This is a genomic window from Alloalcanivorax xenomutans, from assembly GCF_032810065.1.
In the GTDB taxonomy this organism is placed as follows: Bacteria; Pseudomonadota; Gammaproteobacteria; order Pseudomonadales; family Alcanivoracaceae; genus Alloalcanivorax; species Alloalcanivorax xenomutans.
Genome location: NZ_CP136538.1, coordinates 1 through 25,829, shown reverse-complemented (window position 1 = coordinate 25,829; position 25,829 = coordinate 1). Strand labels below are relative to the sequence as shown.

General features: G+C 58.8%; 23 protein-coding genes. 10 read left to right on the top strand and 13 right to left on the bottom strand.

From position 1 onward, the window contains the following. Positions 1 to 71 precede the first annotated feature (71 nt). Together RYH70_RS00120 and RYH70_RS00115 are read left to right on the top strand one after the other, a co-directional pair. Positions 72 to 1,466: an FAD-binding oxidoreductase gene (locus tag RYH70_RS00120; RefSeq protein WP_022997416.1), complete on the top strand. Its 1,395-nt coding sequence runs from the start codon at positions 72 to 74 to the stop codon at positions 1,464 to 1,466. 37 nt (positions 1,467 to 1,503) lie between these two features. Beyond that, positions 1,504 to 2,175 carry a fumarylacetoacetate hydrolase family protein gene (locus RYH70_RS00115; RefSeq protein WP_022997415.1) on the top strand — a complete coding sequence of 224 codons (672 nt, stop codon included), beginning with the start codon at positions 1,504 to 1,506 and terminating at the stop codon, positions 2,173 to 2,175. 43 nt (positions 2,176 to 2,218) lie between these two features. On the opposite strand, the gene rloA3 is transcribed toward RYH70_RS00115, so the two are convergent. From rloA3 to RYH70_RS00085, 6 genes are all read right to left on the bottom strand, one after another. Then, positions 2,219 to 2,785, bottom strand: a complete 567-nt coding sequence (gene rloA3, locus RYH70_RS00110; RefSeq protein ID WP_316309170.1) for a retropepsin-like aspartic peptidase RloA3 — start codon at positions 2,783 to 2,785, stop codon at positions 2,219 to 2,221. Between the two features lie 68 nt (positions 2,786 to 2,853). Further along, a complete protein-coding gene (locus RYH70_RS00105; protein WP_055100267.1) occupies positions 2,854 to 4,725 on the bottom strand; it encodes an MFS transporter in 1,872 nt (623 codons plus the stop codon). Beyond that, complete coding sequence (locus RYH70_RS00100; protein WP_317009604.1) at positions 4,726 to 5,334, bottom strand: TetR/AcrR family transcriptional regulator; 609 nt, start codon at positions 5,332 to 5,334, stop codon at positions 4,726 to 4,728. It abuts the gene before it with no gap. Between the two features lie 78 nt (positions 5,335 to 5,412). Beyond that, positions 5,413 to 6,045 (bottom strand): acyltransferase, encoded by a 633-nt coding sequence (locus RYH70_RS00095; RefSeq protein WP_022997411.1) that lies wholly within the window; start codon positions 6,043 to 6,045, stop codon positions 5,413 to 5,415. A gap of 68 nt (positions 6,046 to 6,113) precedes the next feature. Then, positions 6,114 to 6,839, bottom strand: coding sequence for a glutamine amidotransferase (locus tag RYH70_RS00090; protein WP_233917170.1), 726 nt, complete (start codon positions 6,837 to 6,839; stop codon positions 6,114 to 6,116). A gap of 165 nt (positions 6,840 to 7,004) precedes the next feature. Next, positions 7,005 to 7,571: a DNA-3-methyladenine glycosylase I gene (locus tag RYH70_RS00085; protein ID WP_022997409.1), complete on the bottom strand. Its 567-nt coding sequence runs from the start codon at positions 7,569 to 7,571 to the stop codon at positions 7,005 to 7,007. A 204-nt stretch (positions 7,572 to 7,775) separates the two neighbouring features. Between RYH70_RS00085 and glyQ the strand changes: the two genes are divergently transcribed. Both glyQ and glyS read left to right on the top strand, forming a co-directional pair. After that, on the top strand, positions 7,776 to 8,783 hold the full coding sequence (glyQ, locus tag RYH70_RS00080) for a glycine--tRNA ligase subunit alpha (RefSeq protein WP_022997408.1): 1,008 nt from the start codon (positions 7,776 to 7,778) through the stop codon (positions 8,781 to 8,783). Beyond that, complete coding sequence (gene glyS / locus RYH70_RS00075; RefSeq protein WP_063141350.1) at positions 8,783 to 10,855, top strand: glycine--tRNA ligase subunit beta; 2,073 nt, start codon at positions 8,783 to 8,785, stop codon at positions 10,853 to 10,855. The genes glyQ and glyS overlap by 1 nt, the downstream gene beginning before the upstream one ends. Here the strand turns inward: glyS and RYH70_RS20945 are convergent. From RYH70_RS20945 to RYH70_RS00055, 3 genes are read right to left on the bottom strand one after another with little or no spacing between them, the layout of a single operon-like run. After that, positions 10,836 to 13,334, bottom strand: a complete 2,499-nt coding sequence (locus RYH70_RS20945; RefSeq protein WP_055100271.1) for a branched-chain amino acid ABC transporter ATP-binding protein/permease — start codon at positions 13,332 to 13,334, stop codon at positions 10,836 to 10,838. The two genes, glyS and RYH70_RS20945, sit on opposite strands and share 20 nt — an antisense overlap. Continuing rightward, the gene (locus RYH70_RS00060; protein ID WP_317009603.1) at positions 13,331 to 14,215 is read right to left on the bottom strand and encodes a branched-chain amino acid ABC transporter permease; all 885 of its coding nucleotides are present in this window, start codon (positions 14,213 to 14,215) and stop codon (positions 13,331 to 13,333) included. The genes RYH70_RS20945 and RYH70_RS00060 overlap by 4 nt, the downstream gene beginning before the upstream one ends. A 13-nt stretch (positions 14,216 to 14,228) precedes the next feature. Next, complete coding sequence (locus tag RYH70_RS00055; protein WP_022997404.1) at positions 14,229 to 15,398, bottom strand: ABC transporter substrate-binding protein; 1,170 nt, start codon at positions 15,396 to 15,398, stop codon at positions 14,229 to 14,231. 258 nt (positions 15,399 to 15,656) lie between these two features. On the opposite strand from RYH70_RS00055, the gene RYH70_RS00050 reads away from it, so the two are divergent. From RYH70_RS00050 to RYH70_RS00025, 6 genes are all read left to right on the top strand, one after another. After that, positions 15,657 to 16,100, top strand: coding sequence for a nuclear transport factor 2-like protein (locus tag RYH70_RS00050; protein ID WP_022997403.1), 444 nt, complete (start codon positions 15,657 to 15,659; stop codon positions 16,098 to 16,100). 14 nt (positions 16,101 to 16,114) lie between these two features. Continuing rightward, positions 16,115 to 17,038 (top strand): polysaccharide deacetylase family protein, encoded by a 924-nt coding sequence (locus RYH70_RS00045; protein ID WP_063141345.1) that lies wholly within the window; start codon positions 16,115 to 16,117, stop codon positions 17,036 to 17,038. Continuing rightward, positions 17,035 to 17,802 carry a GntR family transcriptional regulator gene (locus tag RYH70_RS00040; RefSeq protein ID WP_022997401.1) on the top strand — a complete coding sequence of 256 codons (768 nt, stop codon included), beginning with the start codon at positions 17,035 to 17,037 and terminating at the stop codon, positions 17,800 to 17,802. The genes RYH70_RS00045 and RYH70_RS00040 overlap by 4 nt, the downstream gene beginning before the upstream one ends. A gap of 70 nt (positions 17,803 to 17,872) precedes the next feature. Next, complete coding sequence (gene gmhB, locus RYH70_RS00035) at positions 17,873 to 18,424, top strand: D-glycero-beta-D-manno-heptose 1,7-bisphosphate 7-phosphatase (protein WP_022997400.1); 552 nt, start codon at positions 17,873 to 17,875, stop codon at positions 18,422 to 18,424. Positions 18,425 to 18,474: 50 nt separating this feature from the next. Then, the gene (locus RYH70_RS00030; RefSeq protein ID WP_258954058.1) at positions 18,475 to 19,182 is read left to right on the top strand and encodes a lysophospholipid acyltransferase family protein; all 708 of its coding nucleotides are present in this window, start codon (positions 18,475 to 18,477) and stop codon (positions 19,180 to 19,182) included. A gap of 67 nt (positions 19,183 to 19,249) precedes the next feature. Beyond that, positions 19,250 to 19,615 (top strand): H-NS histone family protein, encoded by a 366-nt coding sequence (locus RYH70_RS00025; RefSeq protein ID WP_022997398.1) that lies wholly within the window; start codon positions 19,250 to 19,252, stop codon positions 19,613 to 19,615. A 95-nt stretch (positions 19,616 to 19,710) separates the two neighbouring features. Here RYH70_RS00025 and gyrB read toward each other — a convergent pair whose 3' ends face one another. The 4 genes from gyrB to dnaA are packed head-to-tail and all read right to left on the bottom strand — an operon-like array spanning position 19,711 to position 25,829. Further along, on the bottom strand, positions 19,711 to 22,125 hold the full coding sequence (gene gyrB, locus RYH70_RS00020; RefSeq protein WP_026948803.1) for a DNA topoisomerase (ATP-hydrolyzing) subunit B: 2,415 nt from the start codon (positions 22,123 to 22,125) through the stop codon (positions 19,711 to 19,713). A gap of 9 nt (positions 22,126 to 22,134) precedes the next feature. Further along, positions 22,135 to 23,238, bottom strand: coding sequence for a DNA replication/repair protein RecF (recF, locus tag RYH70_RS00015; RefSeq protein ID WP_055100276.1), 1,104 nt, complete (start codon positions 23,236 to 23,238; stop codon positions 22,135 to 22,137). Positions 23,239 to 23,289: 51 nt separating this feature from the next. After that, entirely contained in the window at positions 23,290 to 24,390 is a 1,101-nt protein-coding gene (gene dnaN / locus RYH70_RS00010) for a DNA polymerase III subunit beta (RefSeq protein WP_022997395.1), read from the bottom strand. A gap of 38 nt (positions 24,391 to 24,428) precedes the next feature. Beyond that, the gene (gene dnaA / locus RYH70_RS00005; protein ID WP_026948801.1) at positions 24,429 to 25,829 is read right to left on the bottom strand and encodes a chromosomal replication initiator protein DnaA; all 1,401 of its coding nucleotides are present in this window, start codon (positions 25,827 to 25,829) and stop codon (positions 24,429 to 24,431) included.

The window sequence follows — 25,829 nt, the reverse complement described above, 5'->3', positions numbered from 1 at the left end:
GCGCGCCCCGGATGAGAGCCACCCGGACCGGTTGCCTTTTTCAAGTTGAGTTGAGGACTGTTGGAGTCGCCATGACCGCTTTAGCCCATGCCGCCCTGGAACACCTGACCGAACTGCTCGGTGCCCGCTGCCTGACCGACCAGGACAGCGCTCAGCGCTACGGGGTGGACTGGACCAAAGTCTGGGCCCCGGCCCCCAGCGCCGTACTGCTGCCGGAAACCATTGACGAAGTGCAGCAGATCGTCGAAATCGCCAATGAGCACGGTCTGCACCTGGTGCCCTCCGGCGGCCGTACCGGCCTTTCCGCTGGCGCCGTGGCGGCGTCCGGCGAGCTGGTGGTGGCCTTTGACCGGATGAACAAGGTGCTGGACTTCAACGCTTATGATCGTTCCGTCACGGTCCAGCCCGGTGTGATCACCCAGCAGCTTCAGGAGTACGCCGAGCAGCAGGGCCTGTTCTATCCGGTGGATTTCGCCTCCGCCGGCTCCAGCCAGATCGGCGGCAACATCAATACCAATGCCGGCGGTATCAAGGTGATCCGCTACGGCATGACCCGGGACTGGATCACCGGCCTGAAGGTGGTCACCGGCAAAGGCGAGCTGCTGGAGCTCAATAAAGGACTGATCAAGAACGCCACCGGTTATGACTTCCGCCACTTGTTCATCGGCTCGGAAGGCACCTTGGGCTTCGTCGTGGAAGCCACCGTGAAGCTGGCCCGCCAGCCCAAAAATCTGACCGCCCTGGTACTGGGCGTACCCGGCTTCCAGGAAGTGATGAAGGTGTTGCACGCCTTCCAGTCCGAACTGGACCTCACCGCCTTCGAGTTCTTCTCCGACAAGGCCATGGCTCATGTGCTGGCGCACGGCGTCTCCCGCCCCTTCGATACCGATTGCCCGTTTTATTGCCTGCTGGAATTCGAGCAGGTCTCCGAACAAACCGCCGACCAGGCAATGGCGGTGTTCGAGCGCTGTGTGGAACAGGGTTGGGTGCTGGATGGCGTGATGAGCCAGTCGCTGCAGCAGCTGGATCAGCTGTGGCAGTTGCGCGAACGGATTTCCGAATCCATCGCGCCGCACACCCCGTACAAGAACGACATCTCGGTAACCATCGACAAGGTGCCGGAGTTCGTCGAGGCGGTGGACAAGGTGGTCCAGGACGCCTATCCGGATTTCGAGATCGTCTGGTTCGGCCACATCGGTGACGGCAACATGCACCTGAATATCCTGAAACCGGAGGCGCTGCCGAAGGAAGATTTCTTCGAGAAATGTAACAACGTCTCCAAGTGGGTGTTTGAAATCGTGGAGCGCTACAACGGCTCCATTTCCGCGGAGCATGGTGTCGGCATGACCAAGAAGCCCTACCTGGGCTACTCCCGCGGCCCCGAGGAAATCGCTTATATGAAGGCGGTGAAACAGGTCTTCGATCCGAACAACGTGATGAACCCAGGCAAGCTGTTCGACCTCTAACCGGTCGATCGTCAGCCCTTTTTTCAGGATTATCGTGATGACGCCAAACTATCTTCACCGTTGGATCGACGGCTCGACCATGGATATGCCGGTGGGCAAAGTGGTGTGCGTGGGCCGTAACTACGCCGAACACGCCCGCGAACTGGGTAACGAGGTACCGGAACAACCCTTGCTGTTCATGAAACCCGCCTCCGCCCTGGTGAGCCTGCATGAACCGGTGGTGCTGCCCAAAGGGCAGGGGGAAGTCCATCATGAAGTGGAAATGGTGGTCATGGTCGGCGAGACACTCAGTGGCGAGACCGATCCCGACCGGGTCCGCTACGCCATCGCCGCCTATGGCGTGGGTCTTGATCTGACCTTGCGGGACCTGCAAAACACGCTGAAGGCCAAAGGGCATCCCTGGGAACGCGCCAAGGCCTTCGACGGCGCCGCTCCGGTGTCCGGCTTCGTCGATGCCCGTGGTATCTCCGTGCGCCAGAATCTGGAAGTATCACTGGAAATCAACGGCGAGACCCGTCAGCACGGCCACACCGGACAAATGCTGTTTCCCACCTTTGAGCTGATCGCCCACATCAGCCAGACCTTCCGGCTGGATCCTGGTGACCTCATTTTTACCGGCACCCCCAGCGGCGTGGCGGCACTGAATACCGGCGACAAGCTGACCGCTCGGCTGGGCAATATCATTCAGGTGTTCTCGGAAATCGCTTAGCGCGCCAAGGCTGGCCGGCGCCAGGCGCCGGCCGGCCGGATCATTAGTCGCCGATATCCTCGTCGTCCTTTTGATCCTTGTTGTGCTTCACTTCGGACCCATCGTCGCAGGTAGGTGGATTCTGGAAAGTGCTGGTGACGTCCAGCAGGCCAAGATGCTGAATGGTGCGGCGTCCGAGAAGCACCGGATACAGCATCTCGCTACGGTCACGAAGACTGAACTGCTCTTCGTACACGGTATCACCCATACAGATTTTCATCAGTACCACCGGACGCTCATCCTTGCCGCCGGCGCCACGTACGGTGAGATCCCGGAACAGTGGCTTTTCGTATCGGCGCTCCACCTTCTTGCCGCTGTCCGCGTCTTCCACATCCACCGTGAACCGCACCCAATCCTCACCGTCCTTGGTGAAATTTTCGATATCGGTGGCCTGCATGGAGGACGTCAAAGCGCCACTGTCCAGTTTGGCTTTCATCTCCACATCCCAGGACTCAATGGTGGCTTTCTCCACCCATCCAAACACCTTTTTCCCATCCTGGTCCGCCTGTGCCGTGACGGTGAAAACCAAAGCCACCGTCATGATCAGGGCAGCGCTGGAAATTCGTCTCATTGATCGGCTCCTTTTGGATCTCTATGGCGTTGTCGGGAAATAGACCCGTGATGAATCACTTCGTTCCCTCATGGCCGTTCGCGCAATGCCACCACCGCGTTTCTCATGGCCTCGGCATCAACGGCCTCCGGCGCCACCGGTTCGCCGACGGCAAGTTTGACCCGTGACCAGAAGCGCCGCGGCATGCGAGTGAGGGCCGCGCCACCTTTATGACTGAAGAAACTGCCCCACAAACCGGATAATGCCATGGGCACCACCGGTACCGGGGTTTCCTTAACGATTTTTTCCATTCCGCTCTTGAATTCACCCACTTCGCCATCCGGTGTCAAGCGGCCTTCCGGGAAAATGCACACTACCTGACCATCCGCCAGTTCTTCACGTACCCGGCGGAAGGCCTGCTCATAAATGTCCGGATGTTTTTCCTTGGAAGCAATGGGAATGGTCTTGCCAGTGCGGAAAATATAATTCAGCAAAGGCATGTCGTAGATCGGCTTCGCCATCACGAAACGGATCGGCCGGCGAACCGCTCCGGCCAGCAACAGCGCATCCGTATAACTGATGTGATTGCATACCAGCAAACAAGGCCCTTCCTCGGGAATGTTTTCCAGCCCCTTGTGTTTCACCCGGTAGATGGTGTTGGTCAGCATCCATACCAGAAGACGGATAAGGAACTCGGGCACCACGGTATAAATGTAGAGCGCCACCACCACATTGGCCAAGGCCAGCGCCAGGAAAAACTGCGGCACGGTCAGATCCAGAACTCCGACCAGAAGGATACCCGCCGCGGCCGACGCCACCATGAGCAAGGCATTAAGAATGTTATTGGCGGCGATAATACGAGCCAGATGCTTCGGATTGGAACGGTGCTGCACGAAGGCAAACAAGGGCACAATATAGAAACCGCCAAAGATACCGACGCCAAGCAAATCAGCCATGATTCGATAGCCACCGGGCTGTTGCAAAAATTCCGCGATGGATAGCTGGCCGCTCAGATTCAATGAGGCATAAGAGAAAAACAAATCAATGCCGAACACGCTGATACCAATGGAGCCCAACGGAACCAGCCCCAGCTCCACCCGCTTTCCGGATGCTTTCTCACAGAAAAATGAGCCCAGGCCAATGCCGATGGAAAAGGTGGCCAACAACAACGCGTACAGCCCCTCGGTCCCCATCAGGTAGTCATCCACATACACCTTCAACTGCGTGGTGTAGGCGGCACCAAGGAACCAGAACCAGGAAATACCCAGCACCGACATCCATACCGATTTCACCTCCCGGGCGTAACCGACGATGTGCCAGGTTTCCTTCCACAAATTCCAGTTCAGACGCAGGCCCGGGTCCGCCGCCGGCGCTTTGGGAATACCCAGGGAGCAAAGAAAACCCAGCACCGCCAGACCGATCACCGCGGTGCTGATCACCAGCGGCGTATTACCGCCCATTTTCAGCATCACACCGGATACCGAGCCCAGCAGAATCGCCAGAAAGGTGCCCATTTCCACCAGTGCGTTACCTCTCACCAGCTCTTCGTTGGGCAGATGCTGAGGGATGATCGAGTACTTGATCGGCCCGAAAAAAGTGGATTGCAACCCCATGAAGAACAGCAGCACCAACAGGCCGTAAACCGCGTCGAAGTAAAACCCCAGCGCGGCGCAGCTCATGATCACGATCTCCGCGAATTTGATCCAGCGGATCAGACGGGCGCGATCAAACTTGTCGGCGATCTGACCGGCCAGGGCGGAGAACAGAAAGAACGGGACGATGAACAACGCCAGCGCCACATTATTCAGAGTATTGACTTCCGCTCCCACGACCACGCCGGAGGCGATCAGAAGTATCAGCCCCTGACGAAAGACATTGTCGTTGAAAGCGCCAAGAAACTGGGTACCGAAAAAAGGCCCGAACCGGCGTTTGAACAATAAGGAAAACACGCTCTTTCCCATTTATTTTTCTCCTTCCCTGGCGCATGACGACAGATAGTGGTCGAGCAGCGACTCCAGCATCGCTTCCGGTGCCACGTCGCCGGCCACATTCAGTTTGTTTTCCACATGCAGCAAACAAATTCCGTGCACGCTTCCCCACAGTGTTCTTGCCATTACCTGCCTTTGCCGTTGATCCGCCGCCGGCACCCAGTCCTTCAACTGAACTTCCACTTGCTCGAACATGTGCCGGGTACGATCGACATACCAGTCCGGCACCGGGGCCTGGTTCGCCATGCGATGGCTGAACACCAACTGCCACAGGGCGGTGTGCTCCCGGGCCAGGCGCAAGTATTCAAACGCCATGGCTTTCAGTACCGCCATCGGATCACCATGGCCGGTGGCCCGGTCAATACGGGCATTCAGCGCATCCAGAGTCTGGGCATTCAGATGCAGAATCAGATCATCCAGATTGACGAACAGGTGGTAAAGCATGCCAGGGGTATAGCCGAGCTTCCCGGCGATCTGGCGAACACTGAAATTATCCACCCCTTCCCGTTCCACCAGATCCGCCAGCGCCTCGATGGCCATGGCCCTGAGTTCTTCCTTGCTGTGCTGATTACGCCTCGCCATTTCACCACTTCCCCTTAAACGCCGTTCAGTTGGACCAGGATGCAACATTAATGAACGGCGTTCAATACCGTGGTGCGATTACCTCTCCCCGCCTTCTTCTGGTGGCGCCCCCGGCCGACGGCCTATGGGGCGCGCCGGGTTGCCCGCCACCACGCTCCAGGGGGGCACATCCCGGGTTACCACCGCCCCCATCGCTACCACCGCGTGGTCACCAACGGTAACACCATCGACGATGCCGCAGCGGGCACCCAGCCAAACATCCCTGCCAATACGAATCCCCCGGGATGTCACCGGCTGCTCACGGATCAGGCCGCCGGCTTCCCTGCCATGATTGAAGGCATAAAGAGTGGCGTAGGCGGCAATGCGGGAGTGATCGCCGATTTCGATACCGGCGGCCCCGCCTTCCAGGGTGGCATGATGGTTAATGCTGACATGGGCCCCGAGCCGGATCGGTCCATGCAGCACGGTGTCGGCGGCGATGTGGCTGTGATCGCCGACACGAATATCGCGGCCCGGCTCGGCGAACAGGCGCGCCTGCGGTGCGACAAAACAGTGCTCCCCGAAGCGCACCGTTTCGAGGCGCTCCAGTTCCTCTTGCACCTTTTTCTGCCAGGGCTCCGCCCAAGCCCGGTGCCGCGGCTTGAGCCGGGGATACAGCCAGGGCATATACGCCAGGCGCAGTTTGTGTTGTTCGCGGTAGGAATCGCTCATGGCCTTGGTGAAGAAGCACGGAGTACCGGCATCCTACACCAAGCGCCCGCCGCTGACCGCCAGCTTGCCTAGGCGGCGCAAAGATCCTGTACCAGTTGTCCGAATCGGCTCAGTACTTCATTGGCACCAGGGCATTCCCGGACTTCGGACATGGCGTCCGCGGCACGCTGGTCACTGATACTCCGTCCACGCAAGGCTTGCAGGTAGGCCCTGGTAATATCGGCGTTGAATTCCGGATGAAACTGACAACCCCACACCCGTTGCCGATAGCGGAACGCTTGGCAGGCGTCATGGCCATTACTGGCCAGCACCGACACTTCCGGCGGCGCCACCAGCACCGATTGCTGATGCACCATCTGCCCCCAGGGCTGCTCGCAAAGTCCGGCGAACAGGGGATCCCTGGCCGCTTCCGATGCCATTCTCAACGCCACCGTGCCCACCTCCATGCCCTGTGGGTGATCTCCCACCTCACCACCGAGCAGTTTCGCCAGCAGCTGATGGCCAAAACAGATCCCCAACACCGGCAGCGCCGCCGGATAGGTGATGACGTCATCCAGCCAATCGGTCAGGCGCACCATCCAGGGCGCCTGCTCCGTGACCATGGCATGGGAGCCGGTAATAACCACCGCCGCGATACGGTCCGGCGACGGTAACGGCACCGGCTCGCGCACATCGCATACCTGCACGGCACAGCGATCACCGAGACCCCGCGCGATCCAGTCCTCGAAGTCCCCGTAATGCTCGATCAATTCGGGGTAGGTGCTGCCGGCCTTTATAATCAACACCGGTTTCATGGGAGCCTCCTTCACCAGTCCCTGGGTTGCGTTCCCCAGTGCCTCAGCAAAGCTCATACCAGCTCTGACGCCGCCGTTGTAAAAGTTTTCAATTTAGGGCCTGTTCCCCTATTTGCATCCCGCCTGCTGGATGCAAATAGGGGGAACAGGCCCTAGGCCGGATTTTCACCCGTCCGCCAGCTGCCGGTGACGCGGACAGCTGATCAGATGGTCGTTCACCAGGCCGGCGGCCTGCATGAAGGCGTACATAATGGTGGGGCCGACGAAACGAAAGCCTTTTTTCTTCAGTTCCCGGCTCATGGCTTCGGCGGTGGGGGTAACCGCCGGCACGTCGGACAGCGACCGGTGGCGGTTTACCCGGGGTGTGCCATCAACAAAGCCCCACAGCAGGGCATCCAGGGTCTGGCCTGCCTCACGCAGGTCCAGATACGCCTGGGCATTACTCACCGCCGCCTTCATTTTCAACCGGTTGCGGATCAGTCCCGCATCCTGCAGCAGTTGTTCCAGCTTACGGTCGTCATAGCGGGCGATCTTTTCCGGGTCGAAGTCATCCAGGGCGCGCCGGTAGTTCTCGCGCTTGCGCAACACCGTGATCCAACTGAGGCCGGCCTGCGCGCCTTCCAGAAGCAGGAATTCAAACAATCGGCGATCATCGTGTTCCGGTACCCCCCACTCCTGATCGTGGTAGGCCACGTACAGGGGGTCGGTACCGCACCAGGGGCATCGTTCCATGGGCGATCTCGGTGAAAGACGGGAATGTCGGGTTCCGGGCCACGGTATCACCGGCCCCTGGGGAACGCTATACTTGCGGTCTTCGTTTCACGAGCCCGTCTCTCTCCCTCCCGAACACGGGGCCAGCGCCACCGTGGAGGGCATGGCATCGCCGCCAGGAGCACGGGCTCGCACCGGTGCATCAGCGGAATAACAGGAAGCGACATGGCGGATCAACCGCAAGCGGACGTGATGACCTTTCAGGGCCTGATCCTGGCCCTGCAACAGTATTGGGCCGAGCAAGGCTGCGTGGTCGTGCAGCCTTTGGATATGGAAGTGGGCGCGGGGACTTTCCACCCCTCCACCTTCCTGCGCGCCATCGGCCCGGAAAACTGGAACAGCGCCTATGTGCAGCCGTCCCGGCGGCCCACCGACGGCCGTTACGGGGAAAACCCCAATCGGCTGCAGCACTATTACCAGTTCCAGGTGGTCCTCAAACCGTCCCCGGACAACATCCAGGAATTGTATCTGGGCTCCCTGCGCCTGCTCGGCTTCGATCCGCTGGTGCATGATATCCGCTTCGTCGAGGACAACTGGGAATCCCCCACGCTTGGCGCCTGGGGGTTGGGCTGGGAAGTGTGGCTCAATGGCATGGAAGTGACTCAGTTCACCTACTTCCAGCAGGTCGGTGGCATCGACTGCTACCCGGTCACCGGTGAGATCACCTATGGCCTGGAGCGCCTGGCCATGTACATTCAGGGCGTGGATTCGGTGTACGACCTGGTCTGGTCCGATGGTCCTTTCGGCAAGGTCAGTTACGGCGACGTTTATCTGCAAAACGAAGTGGAGATGTCCACCTTCAACTTCGAGCACGCCAACGTCGAGGAACTGTTCAAGCAGTTCGACCTGTTTGAAGCCGAATCCACCAAGCTGATCGGCGCGGGCCTGCCGCTGCCCGCCTACGAGTACGCTCTCAAGGCTTCTCATACTTTTAACCTGCTGGACGCGCGCAAGGCCATCTCGGTGACCGAACGTCAGCGCTTCATTCTGCGTGTACGCACCCTGGCCCGGGCCGTGGCCCAGGCCTACTTCGACGCCCGCCGTAAACTGGGCTTCCCCATGGCCGATCCAGCCATCCGTGAGGAAGTGGAAGCGGAGCTGGCAAAGCAGGATGAGAAGGCGGCAGGAAACGCGGCCGCCGGGAAAGGCAATAAAAAGAAGGGGAAGAAATAATGTCCCGGGATTTACTGATCGAGCTGGGCACCGAGGAACTGCCCCCGAAGGCGCTGCCGACCCTGAGCGCGGCGCTCACCGAGGAGTTCGTACGGCAACTGGATGAGGCCGGGCTGCAACACGGTGAGGTGGAAAGCTTCGCCGCGCCACGCCGGCTGGCGGTGCTGGTCCGTGACCTGGACGAAAAACAGGCCGACCGTGATATCGAGCGTCAGGGCCCGGCGGTACAGGCGGCATTCGATGCCGAAGGCAATCCGACCAAGGCCGCCCAGGGCTTCGCCGCTTCCCTGGGGCTGACCGTGGACCAGTTGGACCGCCAGGACACCGGCAAAGGGGAACGCCTGATTGCCCGTATCACCGAAGAGGGCAAGGCCACCACCGAGCTGGTTCCGGCATTCTTCGCCCAGGCGATCCAGAAGCTGCCGATTCCCAAGCGCATGCGCTGGGGCAGCCGCAAAGTACAGTTCGTGCGCCCGGCACATTGGCTGGTGGCATTGTTCGGCGACGAGGTCGTACCGTTCGAACTGCTGGATCTGCAATCCGGCCGCACCAGCTATGGCCACCGCTTCCACGCGCCGGGAGCCATTGAGCTGAGCCAGGCCGGTGAATACGCCGGGCGCCTGGAAAATGAAGGGCATGTGATCGCCGATTTCGACCGCCGCAAGGCGATGATCGAAGAGCAGACGATCACCGCGGGCAAGCAGGCCGGCGGTACCGCGCGGATCAATCCCGATTTGCTTGACGAAGTAACCGCCCTGGTGGAATGGCCGGTGGCGCTGACCGGCGGCTTTGATGAGGACTTCCTGCGCGTGCCCCAGGAAGCGCTGATCAGCGCCATGGAAGAGCACCAGAAATATTTTTCCGTGCTCGACGCCGATGGCAAGCTGATGCCGAAATTCATCACCATCAGCAATATCGAGTCCAAGGACCCGGCCCAGGTGATCGCCGGTAACGAGAAGGTGATTCGGCCGCGGCTGGCCGACGCCGCCTTCTTCTATGATAACGACTGCAAGAAGACCCTGGCGCAACACGCCGAGGGACTGGCCCAGGTGGTGTTCCAGCAGCAGCTGGGGACGGTGGCCGACAAGTGCCAGCGTATCGGGGCCCTGGCGGCCGTGATCGCCGAACAAACCGGCGGCGACAGCGCGCACGCCAGACTGGCGGGGGAACTCAGCAAGGCCGACCTCAATAGCGAAATGGTGTACGAGTTCGACACCATGCAGGGCATCATGGGCTATTACCTTGCCCAGCGTGAAGGCCAGCCCGAGGATGTGGCCGAAGCGCTGTACGAGCAATACCTGCCCCGTTTCGCCGGCGACAAGCTGCCACAAAGCAAGACCGGCATGGCGGTTTCCCTGGCCGACAAGATCGATACGCTGGTGGGGATCTTCGGTATCGGCCAGAAGCCCAGCGGTACCAAGGACCCCTATGCACTGCGGCGGGCCACTCTCGGTGTGCTGCGCATCATCATCGAAAACCAGCTGGAATTGGATCTGCGCGACCTGCTGGATCAGGCCGCCACCCAGCTTGGTGATCGCATCGACGCCGCTCAGGTCGACGAAGCCTTCGATTTTATTAAGGGCCGTTACCGCGCCATGTATCAGGAACAGGGCATCGCCACACCGGTGATCCTGTCGGTGCTGGCCATCGAGGACGCCTGCCGCAAACCGCTGGATTTCGATCGCCGGGTGAAAGCCGTGGCCGCGTTCCAGCAGCGGGAGGAAGCTCAGGCTCTGGCCGCGGCCAACAAGCGGGTCTCCAATATTCTGGCCAAGCTGGAACAAGCCCCGCCGGAAGAAATCGATGGCGCACTGTTGGAAGACGAAGCGGAACAGGAACTCACCAATCTGGTGGTGGCCGCCTACGAACAGTCCGAGCCGCTGCTGGAGCAGGGCGACTACCAGGCGGTGCTGGAATTGCTGGCGGAGCTGCGTGCCCCGGTGGACGCCTTCTTCGAAAGCGTGATGGTGATGGCCGAGGACCCGGCGGTTCGTGACAACCGCCTGGCCCTGCTGAGTTTCCTGCGCGATCTGTTCCTTAACGTGGCCGATATCAGCCTGTTGCAGGAGTAGGCGCGGCGTTGCCCAGATAGGCGTTGGCGAGATCCACGTTCGCGCGGATCTCGTCCGCCGTCCCTTGCGCCACCACACGTCCACCTTCGATCACGTAGGCGCGATCCGCCAAAGCCAATGCCAGTGCCGCCATCTGATCCACCAGCAAGATGGTCATGTCCTCCCGGCGCAGCTGATCCAGCACCTCGAACAACTCGGCGATGATTTTCGGCGCCAGTCCGAGGGACGGCTCATCCAATAGCAACACCCTTGGCTTTGCCATCAAACCCCGGGCCAGCGCCAGCATTTGCTGCTCCCCTCCGGAGAGCAGCCCGGCACGCTGATGTTGGCGCTCGCGCAGACGAGGGAACCGCTCCAGCATACCTTGCACGCGGGCTTCACGGTCCTCAGCGTGAAGAAAGCCGCCAAGGCGAATGTTATCCAGCACCGACAACTCGGGGAAAACCTGTCGGCCTTCTGGCACCAACACCACCCCCCGGCCGGCAATTTTCTCCGCCGGCATGGTGTTGAGCACCTCGCCACTGAGATGCACGCCGCCGCTCTGGGCAGGATGCAAACCGCTGAGCACCCGCATCAAGGTGGATTTGCCGGCGCCGTTGGCCCCCAACAACGCCACCATTTCACCCTGGCGGATTTTGAGATTGATGCCGTGTAACACCGGCTCGGCGCCGTATCCCGCTACCAGACGGCTGACGCCGAGCAGCTCGGGACCTTGTGGAGGATGGCGGCTTGCCGAGGCCGGCAGATCCCCGCTGTCACCGAGATAGGCTTTGCGGACTTCCGGATTGGCCTGCACCTCGGCGGCGGCGCCCGCGGCCAATAAGGTACCGGTATCCAGAACAATGATCTGGTCGGATACCGACATCACCAGCTCCATGTCGTGCTCCACCACCAGGACCGCGATACCGGCGGCCGCGACCGCTTTGAGCAGGTCCCCCAACCGGTCGGTATCTTCCCGCGACAAACCGGCGGCGGGCTCATCCAGTAACAGCACTTCCGGATCCAGCGCCAATGCCCGGGCGATTTCCACCAGGCGCCGGTCCACATGCGGCAGTTGTGAAGCGGGCAGGGCGGGATCGCCGAGATAGCCACAGAACGACAGCAGGGCGCGTGCCCGCTGGCGTACCGTCCGGGAACGGAAAGGCCCGCCAGCGAGCACCGTTCCCAAATGACCCCGGCAGGCTGCCAAAGCAACGTTGTCCTCCACGGAGAGTGAATCGAACAGCTGCGACGTTTGGTAGGTTCTTGCCACCCCACGGCGGGCGATGCGCCACGCCCCCTCGGTTTGCAGAGCGGCATCGGTCAGAGAAAAGCCACCGTCCGTGGGCCGGTAAAACCCGCTGAGCATATTCAACACCGTGGTTTTGCCGGCGCCATTGGGGCCAATCAGACTGCTCACCGCCGCCGCCGGCAAATCCATATTCAGGCCGCTGACCGCTTTGACGCCGCCGAAGGTCATGCTCAGCCCCCGCACTTTCAAACCATGACGAGGGCGCGCATCCAGCACGGGGGCGGCATCATCACTGGGAAGCGGGCTGGTGGCGCCGTTCCCGGCACGCCGGCCCATCCAGGCCGTCAGCCAGCCCATCAAACCATTGGGCGCCACCAACAAGACCACCAGCAACAGGCCACCAAAGAACAGCAAGCGATGGGACTCCAGGGACGCCAGCAGTTCCGGCAGCACCCCGAGAATAATGGCGCCAATCACCGGCCCGGCGATGAACCCCGCGCCACCAATGATCACCACCAGTACGAACAGAATGGATTGCATGAAACTGAAAGTATCCGGCGTTACAAAGCCGGACAGAGGCGCGAACAGCCCTCCGGCCAACCCGGCCATCAGCGCCGACAGCGCGAAGGCCATGGTTTTTGCCGCCAGTGGATTGATACCGACGGATTCCGCCGCCACCTCGCTGTCCTTGACCGCCCGCATGGCCGCGCCCCAGGTGCCGCGGGCAATCAGAGCATAAACCAGCAACATCGCCGCCGCCGTCAGCACGGCGAGCACAGCAATGTTCTGCTCGGGGCTCCAGGCCTGATGAAGCGAGGGCGCCATAACCCCCATGATGCCGTTCTGACCACCGGTGACATGTTCCATTTCAATGACGGCGTGCTGAACGATAAAGCTGAAGGCGATGGTGATCATCGCCAGATAAGGCCCCTTGGCCCGTAATGCCGGCAACGCCACCAGAGCCCCGGCAATGCCGGAAAACAGCGCTCCCGCCAGCCAGGCCGGCCAGAACGACCAGCCCGCCTGTGTGGTGAGCACCGCCACTGTGTAGGCGCCAATGGCGTAGAACCCCACGTGACCAAAGGAAATCTGTCCACTCAAACCCAACAGAATGTTCAGGCCGACGCCGACAATGGTGATCAGCGCCACATTGGCCAATACGAACACGTAATAGCTGTTCAAGGAGAAAGTGCACACCAGGGCCACCGCCACCAGGGCAGCCAGCATAATCAAGTGCGGGTACTTCATACTTTCTTCACCGCGGCGCGCCCGAACAAGCCGTTGGGACGCAGCGCCAACGCCACGATCACCAAGGCAAAGGTAATGATGTGGGTGTAGCCGGATCCCAGCGTCACCGTGATCAGGCTCTCCGCCACACCGAACAACAGCCCGGCCATCACCACGCCCCAAGGGCTGGTGATGCCGCCGAGAATGGCCACTGAAAAGGCCTTCAACCCGAACAAGGTGCCCATGTCGGAATTCACATTGGCAAGGGGCGCGATCAGCATACCCGCCACCCCCGCCAGCAAGGTGGACAGGGCGAACGCGCCGGCAATAGCCCGGCCAATGGGAATCCCCATCAGACGCGCCGCATCCTTGTTCTGTTCAGTGGCCAGCAGCGCCGTGCCCCAACGGGTATGGCGCGCCACCCAGTGCAGCACCAGCGCCAGCGACAGTCCCACCACTGGAATGATCAATTGCAACGGATACACCGCCAGATTCACCCCCGCCACCTCCAGCGGCGTAATCGCCAGTGAGGAGGGCAGGCTGCGCGGTTCACGACCGAAGGTGTGCATGACTAGGTTATCCAGCACGATGCCCAAAGCCACGGTGGACATCAGCCAGGCATCGGAGCCGCGCCGGGTAAACGGCCGTACCGCGAGAAACTCCACCACCAGACCGTAGAGCGCGCAGCACAGCAGCGCCATTGCCACCGCCGGCACCAGCGGCCATTGCAGGGTCTGGGAAAAAGTGAAGCACAACACCGCGCCGAGCATCATGGAGCTGCCCTGAGCGAAGTTGATCGTCCCCGATACCGCATAGGTGATGTAAAAACCCAGCGCCATAAGGCCATACATGCTGCCCATGCCAAGGCCGCTGATCAGAGCCGATACCAGCTGAATATCCATGTTCGTTCCTTGCTTACCGCGACAACGCCACCGGAACGATCCGGTTGTCGATGAACCGGGCCCAGACGTAGTCATCAGCGCTCAAGGCATCGTGCACTTCAGGGGAGAAAGGTTGCTGGTAGTTCTTGATCAGGCCTTGGTATTGCTTGATCTTGAAGAAACCTTCCCGGATCGCTTCCCCTTCGGTGGAACCGGCCTCATTGATGGCCAGAGCGGCCAAATGCAGGGCGTCGTAGGCATTGGCCACCCCCACCGCCGGAGTAATGTCTTCCGGGCCACTGATATCCGGATACTTCGCTTTCAGAGCGGCGATGACTTTTTCTCCCACTGGGGATTGCTCGCCGAAGAAACTGTAGGTCTGGATGAAATGCACTTCCTCTGAACCCGGCCCCGCCAGTTCGGTGAAGCGGCCACCGGCGGGCCCCCAGTGAGACACCACCGGCACTTCCCAGCCCATGCGGCGCAGGGATTTTACCACCTGAGCGGAAGGTCCGACGTTGCCGACCAGGCAGATAGTATCGACACCGGCGTCACGCAGACGGGTCAGCTGTGGCACCAGATCCACTTGATCGCCATCGAATTTCTCGCTGGCCGCCGGTTCCAGACCTTTATCCTTGAGCGCGGCCACCAGCCCTTTTTGATTGGACTCTCCCCAGGGATTGTTCACCATCATCAGGCCGAATTTCCGCGCGCCGAAATTTTTCTGCGCGTACTCCACCATGGCGATGTCAACGATCTCGTCCATCGCCGAAACCCGGAACACAAAATTGGGATTCGCACCGTTTTTGGTGATAGGCGTACCCGCGGCCCAGGGTCCTACAAAGGGCATTTTGGCCTGGTTGACCAAGGGCACGATGGCCATGGATACCGGGGTGTCCAGGCCACCGAACAAGACCGCCACCTTCTCCTTATGAATCAGTTCACGCGCCGCCACCACGCCTTTGGCGGGATTGGCCTCATCATCCCGGCGCACCAACATCAACGGTCGGCCATCGAGCACACCACCGGCGGCATTGATCTCATCAATCGCCACCTGCAAACCACGGGTGATCGATTCACCGGCCTGGGCGGACTGTCCGGACAAAGCGGTGATCAACCCGATCTTTACCGGCTCACTCGCCAAAGTACCACCGGCCATCAGGCACAGTACCAATGCGGCCCATTTCTTTACTGCACGAAGCATGGCTTCCCCCTTTTGCTGAGTTAGGGCTGTTCCGCCCGACACCGGTAACAACGCAAAGGGCATGCCATTTTACTCGCCGCTCATGTTGGGCATGCATATTGCTTTATTTTTTGTCGTCACCTAAGTCATTAATTGACGACAAAAAACAAGAAAGAATGGCGACGATACATGAGGCCCGAAGCGGCCGACATCGTGTCATTCAAGCCGTCGAATTACCGCTGAACACAGGCCATGCCTGCGCAAAAAGAGGGAGAAAATATGACCGACGCACCAAACTGGGACAAAGAGATTCAGCATCTCGATCTTTCCGATCCTGCCGGGCTCGTAGACGCCTACCTGATTATCCTGATGAAACCGGATCCGGACAGCGCCCGACGCTTCGTTTCCCCGGAACTGAGCATTCGCTTCACCGGCAACCGCCCGATGACCGACCCAATGGACACCACCGCCTTCAACAAAGGACGTTATGCCTGGGTAAAAAAACGCTTTGAAGCCACCGAGGTGATGAGCGGCGGTACGTTACAGTACGCGGTGGTTTACAACCGGGGCACGCTCTATGGGGAATGGCCGGATGGCACCCCGTTCGAAAATAATCGCTACGTGGACCGGTATGTGATTCGCGATGGGCTGATTACCGAGATGGATGTCTGGAACGACAGCGCCGAATGGCTGCTGGTACGTGCCGGCCTGGCGGAACTTTAGAACGGGACACCACCATGGATTCTGTCTTCGCTCCGCTGTCCCACCATGGTCGCTTTCCTTATTCGGCCATCACCCAACGCTGTGATTTCCACTGGCCCGCAGGAAAACGGCTGGCCGTGTACATCGGGTTCAATGTCGAGCATTTCGCTTTCGGAGAAGGGCTCGGCGCCAAACTCGGGGCAGCTTTCAACGAGCCGGACGTGCTCAACTACTCCTGGCGCGAGTACGGCAACCGGGTGGGTGCCTGGCGCTGCCTGGAGCTGTTCGATCAGTTGGAAATGCCCACCGGCCTGATCGCCAACACTGCCCTGTACGATCATTGCCCCGAGCTGCTGCAGGCTTTCCAGCGTCGGGGCGATGAGGTCATCGCCCACGGCCACAGTAACGCCTATCACCAAGGCACCTTGAATGAACAGCAGGAAGCGGCACTGTTGTTGCATTGCCGGCGGCGCATCGGGAAAGAATCCGGCCAGCTCCCCACGGGCTGGCTGTCGCCGTGGATCGGGGAGTCGCATCTAACGCCGGATCTGTTGAGGGAAACCGGGTACCGCTACACCCTGAATTGGAGTCACGATGATCAGCCCGTGGCGATGCGCACCCGTAACGGCGGGCGCCTTTGGGCGGTGCCGTATCCGCAAGAGGTCAATGACATTCCAATGATCATCGCCCGCAAACTGGACGGCAGCGCGTTCGCTCAAATGATCATCGACCAGTTCGACGAGATGCTTCGGCAGTCCGACCATCAACCACTGGTAATGGGTATCGCACTGCACCCTTATTTGGTCGGGCAGCCCTACCGACTGCGCCATCTGCGCCGGGCCCTGGAACATATACAGTGCCATCGCGAGGCGATCTGGATGACCACGCCGGGGCGAATCTGCGATCATATGGACACGATCATGCCCCCGGACCAGGAAAGGGATCAGGAAAGGGAATGAGTTCGACCTCCACCAAATCAAACGGCCGCGGGCGTCCCAAGGTACGGCCGCCGGTACTCGGTGACCGCAAGCCAACGGCTCGGGCCTCCGCGGCGGAAAAGGAACAGGACATCTACGACGCCATCGTCGCCAGTGTCATGGGGCAAAGATTGAAACCCGGCACCAAGCTGCCGGAACTGGCACTGTGCGAACTATTCGGAGTCGGCCGGTCACTGGTGCAGAAGGTACTGCAAAGGCTGGCCCACGACCACGTGGTACAGCTTCGCCCCAATCGTGGCGCCATTGTTGCCATGCCGTCACCGGAAGAAGTAGGCCAGTTGTTCGAGGCCCGCCGTGCCCTGGAAGCCTCGGTGCTACCATTAGTGGCTGAGCGCGCGACCCGTACCGACTATGCCTCTCTGCGGCGGCAACTGCGTGAAGAGCACAAGGCCATGCATCGTTACGCACAGACCCAATGGGCGGGTCTTGCCAGTGCCTTCCATCTACGCCTGGGGGAACTGTCCGGCAACCCGATCCTCTATCGCTATCTCTCGGAGATCATTTCCCGCTGTTCGCTGGTAGTGGCGTTATTTCAGCCTCCGGGCAACGCCACCTGCGAGCATGAGGAGCATGTGCGGGTAGTGGATTACCTGGAACAGGGCAATGTCCGCGCCGCACAAAGGGAAATGAAGCGACATCTCATCGATCTGGAACACCATATTCGTCTGGTGGAAGAAAGCACGGATCAGAGTCTGGCGGACATACTCGGCCTGGCCACGGAGTAATCCTCCTTCACATACCTTGTCGCTACGCCGGGAGCTTTCTACACTGGGGCCCTTTTATGGGTAGGCCTCAATGACCAACAAGTTAATCATTCTCGACCGGGACGGCGTTATCAATGAAGATTCCGACGCCTACATCAAAGCTCCCGGAGAGTGGATTCCGATCGCCGGCAGTGCCGAGGCCATTGCTCGTCTGAATCGCGCCGGCTATCGCGTGGTGGTCGCCACCAACCAATCCGGGGTAGCGCGAGGCTATTACGATTTGATCACCCTGGAGGCCATTCATCAGCGCATGACGGCCTATCTGGCCGGCCTCGGCGCCCATTTGGACGGCATCTACTTTTGTCCCCATGGTCCCAATGACGGCTGCGATTGCCGCAAGCCGCTTCCCGGCCTGATCGACCAAATTGTTGCCGATTATGGCGATGTCACCTCGGTGCCTCTGGTCGGTGATAGCCTTAGGGACCTGCAGGCCGGAGTGACCCGTGGCTGCCAACCGGTACTGGTGCTCACCGGCAAGGGGCGCAGCACCCAGACAAAAGGCCTGCCTCCAGAGCTGGGCAAAGTGGAGGTTTACGACTCACTGGCCCACTTCGTCGACCATTTTCTCAAGGACACCGAATGAGCGGATTTCCGCGTAATGCCCGGGTAACCTGGAATATCCGGGTACGCAGCTTGTTGTTTTTCCTGCTCTATAACCTCGCCGGTATTATTCACAGCGTTATCTGTGTATTGATCGGCCCGTTCCTGTCTTTCAAGAAAAGGCATGTCCTGGTTAACCTCTGGACCCGATTCGCCATGTGGCTGCTGCAGTGGCTCAACGGCGTACGCTTCAAGGTTGAGGGACGGGAGCATCTGCAAGGCCAGGCAGCGGTAATTATCAGCAACCACCAGAGCAGCTGGGAAACGTTTTACCTGCAACTGTTGGTGGGGCCCCAGGCCACGGTATTGAAAAGAGAGCTGCTGTGGCTTCCCTTTTTTGGCTGGGCTCTGGCATTGCTAAAACCCATCAAAATAGATCGGGGAAAGGGCAGGGCGGCTCTGAAGGCGGTCGTGCAACAAGGAGAAGACCGTCTGCGCTCCAACATACCGGTGGTTATTTATCCCGAGGGGTCACGGCAGCCACCGGGACGGATCGGACATTTCAATAGTGGCGGCGCTCTTTTGGCCAGCCGCTCAGGTTTTCCGGTGATCGCGGTCAGCCATAATAGCGGTGATTGCTGGCCGGCCCGCTCCTGGCTGCGTTTACCCGGCACTATTACTCTGCGAGTGAGTCCGCCAATGGATACTCGCAATAAAGACGCTAAAACCGTTACCCGGGAGGTAAAACACTGGATTGTGACGAATTACCCGGGAGAATTGGACAAAATGGATAACGATTAATTGCGTTTCAATTGTAGAGTATTTAAAGTCCTGGCTGAGCTGATTTAACCAAGAAGGAACGCCAAGAATGACTATTAATATCGACGACCTTTCCGTCGCTGAATTGGAAAAGCTGATCAAGCAGGCGGAAAGAAAACTGGAAAAGAAACGCCGGGAAGCGGTGAAAAACGCTCAGGCGGAAATCGAGAAGATCGCCAAGGATCTCGGCGTTTCCGTTGAAGATCTTCTCGACGAGAAAACCACTGGTCGCAAGAAGGCCGCTCGCAAGACGACCACCCGCAAGAAAACCAAGGCGGCCGTTCGTAAGCCAGCCAAGATCAAATACCGTAACCCGGCGGACAGCTCTCAGACCTGGACTGGCCGCGGCAAGCGGCCTGTATGGCTACGAGAGGCGTTGGAAAAAGGCGGCAAGCTGGAAGACTACGAAGTCTGATTTATCACCAGCAGGCACCTTCTGACACGGCAAGGGCTCCCATTGGGAGCCCTTTTCGTTGCTGTACACGAACGAGGGGGCATCAGCCCCGCTGGTCAGATATCCAGGTTGGATACGTACAAAGCGTTGGACTCGATGAATTGACGCCGGGGGTCCACATCATCGCCCATCAGGGTAGTAAAGATCTGATCCGCCGCGATGGCATCTTCCACGGTTACCTGCAGCATGCGACGGGATTCCGGGTCCATGGTGGTTTCCCACAATTGATCAGCGTTCATTTCACCCAGACCTTTATAGCGCTGTACGTTAATACCGCGGCGGGCCTGTTGCATCAGCCATAGCATGGCCTCGGCGAAATCCCGGATCGGACGGCTCGCCTCGCCCCTGACCACCTTGGCATCATCGGCCAGCAAGCCCTCCAGTGTTTCCCCCAGCCGCGCGATGCTTTGATAGTCTGGCGACTCCAGAAAATCCAGAGTGACTTGATATTCGCGGACTATGCCGTGAGCGAGTACTCGCACACGTGGCAAAAACAGGCCCCGCTCCATATCTTTCTCGGCGCTGATAGTGAACTTCTGGATGTTATTTCCGAGATTGGCCAGGCGCTCCTGCAATTTAGCGCACCAGTCCACCATGAAAGCCTCATCTTCCAGCTTGCCCTCATCGATGCTGGGCAGATAAATCATCTCCTCCAGCACCTGAGCCGGGAATACCCGTGATTGACGCTCGACGAGCTTCATGACTTTCCGGTATTCGCCAATCAGGTTGGACAGAGGCTCCCCACTGATCGGCGGTGCCTCGTTACCGGGGTAGAGCGCGGCCTTATCCAGAGCCAGAGTAGTCAGATACTCATCCAGGGCGGGGTCGTCCTTGATATAGGTTTCTTGCTTACCCTTTTTCACCTTATACAGAGGAGGCTGAGCAATATAAATGTGGCCGCGGACAATCAGTTCCGGCATTTGACGGAAGAAGAACGTCAAAAGCAGGGTACGGATGTGAGAACCGTCCACGTCCGCATCCGTCATGATGATAATGCGATGATAGCGAAGTTTATCCGCATCATACTCATCCCGGCCGATACCACAGCCCAATGCCGTAATCAGCGTCGCCACCTCCTGGGAGGAGAGCATCTTATCAAAGCGGGCCTTCTCCACGTTCAGGATCTTACCCTTCAACGGCAAGATAGCCTGATACTTACGGTCCCGACCCTGTTTGGCGGATCCGCCCGCGGAATCACCCTCCACGATATACAGCTCCGACAGGGCAGGGTCTTTCTCTTGGCAATCCGCCAGTTTCCCAGGCAATCCGGCGATATCCAGCGCCCCTTTACGGCGGGTCATTTCCCGGGCCTTGCGTGCGGCATCCCGCGCCCGAGCCGCATCGATAATCTTTTGAACAATGTTCTTGGATTCGACCGGATGTTCCAGCAGAAAGTCCTGGAAACGCTCCGTCATGGTCTGCTCGACGGCGCTTTTCACCTCCGAGGACACCAGTTTGTCCTTGGTTTGGCTGGAAAATTTTGGATCTGGCACCTTCACCGAGATAATCGCGGTTAGTCCTTCCCGGGCATCGTCTCCGGACGGGTTGGCTTTCTCCCGCTTCAGGAAGCCTTCTTTCTCCATGTAGTTATTCAGAGTCCGGGTCAAAGCCGCCCGAAATCCGGCCAGGTGAGTACCGCCATCCCGCTGTGGAATATTGTTGGTATAGCAGAAGATGTTCTCCTGATAGGAGTCATTCCACTGCATTGCTACCTCTACGCTGATGCCGTCTTCACGATCCACCTGGAAGTGGAACACCTGATTCAGCGAATTCTTGTTCTGGTTCAGATAGGTAACAAAGGCACTTAGTCCGCCTTCATACTCAAACACATCCTCATCACCACTGCGTTCATCCACAAGATGGATGCGGACACCGGAATTCAGGAAGCTCAGCTCCCTCAGGCGTTTGGCCAGGATATCGTAGTGGAATTGGATATTGTTGAAGGTGCCGGAAGATGGCCGAAAGCGGATAGCGGTCCCACTGCTTTCCGTGGTTCCAACGACTTCCAGAGGCTTCTCCGGAACTCCGTCATGGTAAACCTGCTCGTGAACCTTGCCGTGGCGGCGGATGGTCAGCTTAAGAGTTTCAGAAAGGGCATTGACTACCGAAACCCCCACGCCATGTAAGCCACCAGAAACCTTGTAGGAGTTATCGTCGAACTTCCCTCCGGCATGCAGCACCGTCATGATCACCTGCGCAGCACTGATTCCTTCTTCCGGGTGGAGATCCACGGGAATACCACGACCGTTATCTGTAACGGAAACGGATTCATCAGGATGGATGGTGACTTTGATCTCGCTACAGTAGCCCGCCAGGGCTTCATCGATGGAGTTATCCACGACCTCGAAGACCATATGATGCAAGCCGGTGCCGTCATCCGTATCGCCAATATACATGCCGGGCCGCTTGCGAACGGCATCCAGGCCCTTGAGAACCTTGATGCTGGATGAATCGTAGCTGTTTTCCGCCATTTTCTTCCCTTACGAGTCGTTCGATATCCGCTGAATCCGTCCATGTTCCACGTGGAACATTCGGGCGGCAGCACCGCTGTTTTCAACGGTGGCGCGCCCTAAATGGTCCGCGTCCACCGCCGTGATCAATGTCTGATGGTTCCCCATGGTCAAAAAGCGCAACAGGGTGTCCCTATGAGTCTGATCCAGCTCAGAGCCCAGATCATCCACAAGCAGAGTGCAGACCTTGTTTGCTTCAGAGATCATGGGGAGCTGAGAGAGTACCAGGGCATAAGACAAAATTTTTGCCTGCCCACGGGAGACACGATCCCGGGCCACCACACCATCTTTCGTGATTCTGACATCCGCCCGATGGAAGCCCGCGTGGGTAAAACCTCGACGTCGGTCTTCTTCCTCGGTCCGAATCAGCGCCTGGAGATAATCTTCACCAGGGCGCAAACCAGTATGCAGCTCCAAATTGACTTTGAGATCAGGAGATAACTTCTCCAGAATCTTTCGCCACTCTGCTTTCAGCCGAGCCAGATACGGTCTACGCAACCCTTCAATAGTAGCAGAACTGGCTGCCAGTTTCTGGTCCCAATAACGCAGCTCCCTTTGCGACGCTTGTCCTGTCCTAAGTAACGCATTGCGTTGTTTGAGTAAGGCATTCGCTTCTTTCCAGGCCGCGAGAAAAGAATGTTCCACGTGGAACATTCCCCAATCCAGAAAACGCCGGCGGATAGAAGAGGCGCCAAATATCAAATCCACGGACTGAGGGTGTAATGCCAGAACAGGAAGCAGGGTAGCTACATCACTCAAGGCGGAGGGTGTCTGGCCGTTGAGCTTTAAGGACTCAATGCCGGATAAGGCTCTTCTGACCCCCAATCTATCCTGCTTTCCAGATGGCTGATCAATCACAGCGAACAAGGTAGCCGCGGGCGCACCATCCCGAACCAGACGAGACAGTCTCCCCCCACGAAAAGACCGCCCCCCACTACCGATAAAATAGATGGCTTCCAGCAGGCTGGTCTTGCCGCTACCATTGGCGCCAAAAATGAGATTCAGCCCTGGAGAGGGCAAAAAATCCGCCTGATGATAATTTCGAAAGTCTGAGAGACGAAGTTCGGTGAGCATAAGGGGGAGGGGGAAGGGGGCCTCGACGTGCTCGAGGCCCTGCTGCCGGCGTCAGAGGCGCATCGGCATGACGACGTATACCGCCGCTTTATCTTCCGGATCGGTAATCAAGGCACTGCTATTGCTGTCTCCCAGCTCAAGATCCGCCTGAGGACCATTCAGAGTGGTCAACACATCCAGCAGATAGCTGACATTAAAACCGATCTCCAATGGGGAGCCATTGAAATCAACGGACACTTCCTCTTCCGCTTCTTCCTGCTCCGGGTTGTTCGCTACCACCCTCAAACTCCCCTCGGACAATTGCACCCGAACCCCACGATATTTTTCATTAGAGAGAATTGCCACACGGGCCAGGGCCTGCCGCAGAGTTTCGCGATCCGCGAGAATCCGGCGTTGACCGTCTTTCGGGATAACCCGCTCGTATTCAGGGAACTTACCGTCCACCAATTTGGACGTGAAAGTGATTGCGCCAGCGACAATACGAACATGATTGCGCCCGAGGGTCAGGCGCACCATCTCGCCAGCATCCGCCAGAATACGAGACAACTCCATAACCCCTTTACGCGGCAGAATCACGGAGGCTTCCTGATCCGGCCCCTCCAGCTCCGCGTCGCATAAGGCCAGACGATGGCCGTCGGTGGCTACCGCACGCAGTGCTCCTGGGCGCAACTCGAACAGCATACCATTCAGGTAATAACGCACATCCTGCTGTGCCATGGAAAAGGCGGTACGATCAATTAAGCCGCGCAAAACACCCGGCGCGATATCAAATCCGGACGCGGCCTTATCCTCTTCCTGACTGGGAAACTCGGAGGCGGGCAAAGTAGACAGAGAAAACCGGCTACGGCCGGATTTCACCAGCATTCGTTCGCCATCCACCTCAAAACGAATCTCCGCCTCCGCCGGCAAACTCTTGACAATATCAACCAATTTGCGAGCTGGGACCGTAGTCTCGCCGCCCTGGTTTTCCCCCTCCAGCGGCAGGCGAGCCACCAGCTCCAATTCCAGGTCGGTGCCCGTCAGCGCCAGCCAGCCATCGCTGACTTCCACCAGCACATTGGACAGCACGGGCAGCGTCTGCCGCTTCTCAACTACCGCCGCTACCTGCTGCAGCGGCTTAAGCACCTGTTCACGGTTGATCGAAAATTTCATGTCCCTTTCCCGTCATCGATGAGCCGACCCCAGCGCCGTCAAGACGTGAGAGTTCTCAGCAAATTTTGGTAATCTTCCTCAATTTCGGGACTAGTTTCCCGAAGTTCATTCACTTTTCGGCAGGCATGCAACACCGTGGTGTGATCACGCCCACCAAAACTGGCGCCAATCTCAGGTAAACTGTGGCTGGTCAATTCCTTCGACAATGCCATGGCGATCTGCCTCGGCCGCGCCACTGAACGAGTCCGGCGTGGTGAGTGCAGATCCGGAATCTTGATCTTGTAGTACTCAGCCACAGTACGCTGAATGTTATCGATACTGATCTGTCGCGCCTGCAGCGCAATCAGATCCTTCAAGGCTTCCTTGATCAAACCGATATCAATCTGCGCCCCGGTAAACCGCACATGGGCAATGACCCGGCGCAGGGCGCCTTCCAGTTCCCGTACATTGGAACGAATACGCTGGGCGATAAAGAAGGCCGCGTCATTAGGCAGCTCAATACGGGCCTCTTCCGCCTTCTTCTTCAAGATCGCCACCCGGGTTTCCAACTCCGGCGGCTCCAGCGGCTGAGATAACCCCCAGCCGAACCGGCTCTTGAGACGTTCCTCCAGACCATCCACTTCCTTGGGAAACTTGTCGCAAGTCAGGATGATCTGCTGCCCATTCTCCAACAGAGCGTTGAAGGTATGGAAGAACTCTTCCTGGGACTGCTCTTTTCCTGCAAAAAACTGAATATCATCAATCAGGAGCGCGTCCACGGATCGGTAGAACCGCTTGAATTCATTGATGGTCTTGTTTCGCAGCGCGGAAATCATATCCGCGACAAAGCGCTCGGAATGCAGATAAACCACCTTGGCGTTGGGATTACGCCGCAACAACTCGTTGCCCACCGCATGCATCAGGTGCGTCTTGCCCAGCCCCACGCCACCGTAGAGCAGCAAGGGGTTGTAACCATGGCTGGCCGGGTTCTCCGCCACCTGCTGGGCGGCGGCGCAGGCCATGCGATTGGACTTACCCTCAACGAAGGTCGGAAAGGTGAAGCCGGTATTGAGGTTGCTACGGTGCTTGGCCGCCAACCCCACATCAGAGGGGGGAGCCGGTGGCGGCGCCGGACGCGTTTCCGTCGTTTGAGCTACTGCCGCGGGGCGAGGCTCGGGCGCCTGGCGCTTGGGGATAATCTCGGTCACCCGGGAACTACCAACCTCAAGACGCAACTGGGGCAGGGGGCCTTGTTCCATCTCCCCCATGACCTCGCCGATACGCTCCATATACTTGTCGCGCACCCAATCCACCACGAAACGATTAGGCGCGAACAGCGTCATCTCCGCGCCATCGGCGGATACCGACACCTGCAAAGGGCGAATCCACATATTGAACTGCTGTGACGGCAACTCGTCCTCAAGTCGCGTCAAACAGCGATTCCAAAGCGTTTTGGACAC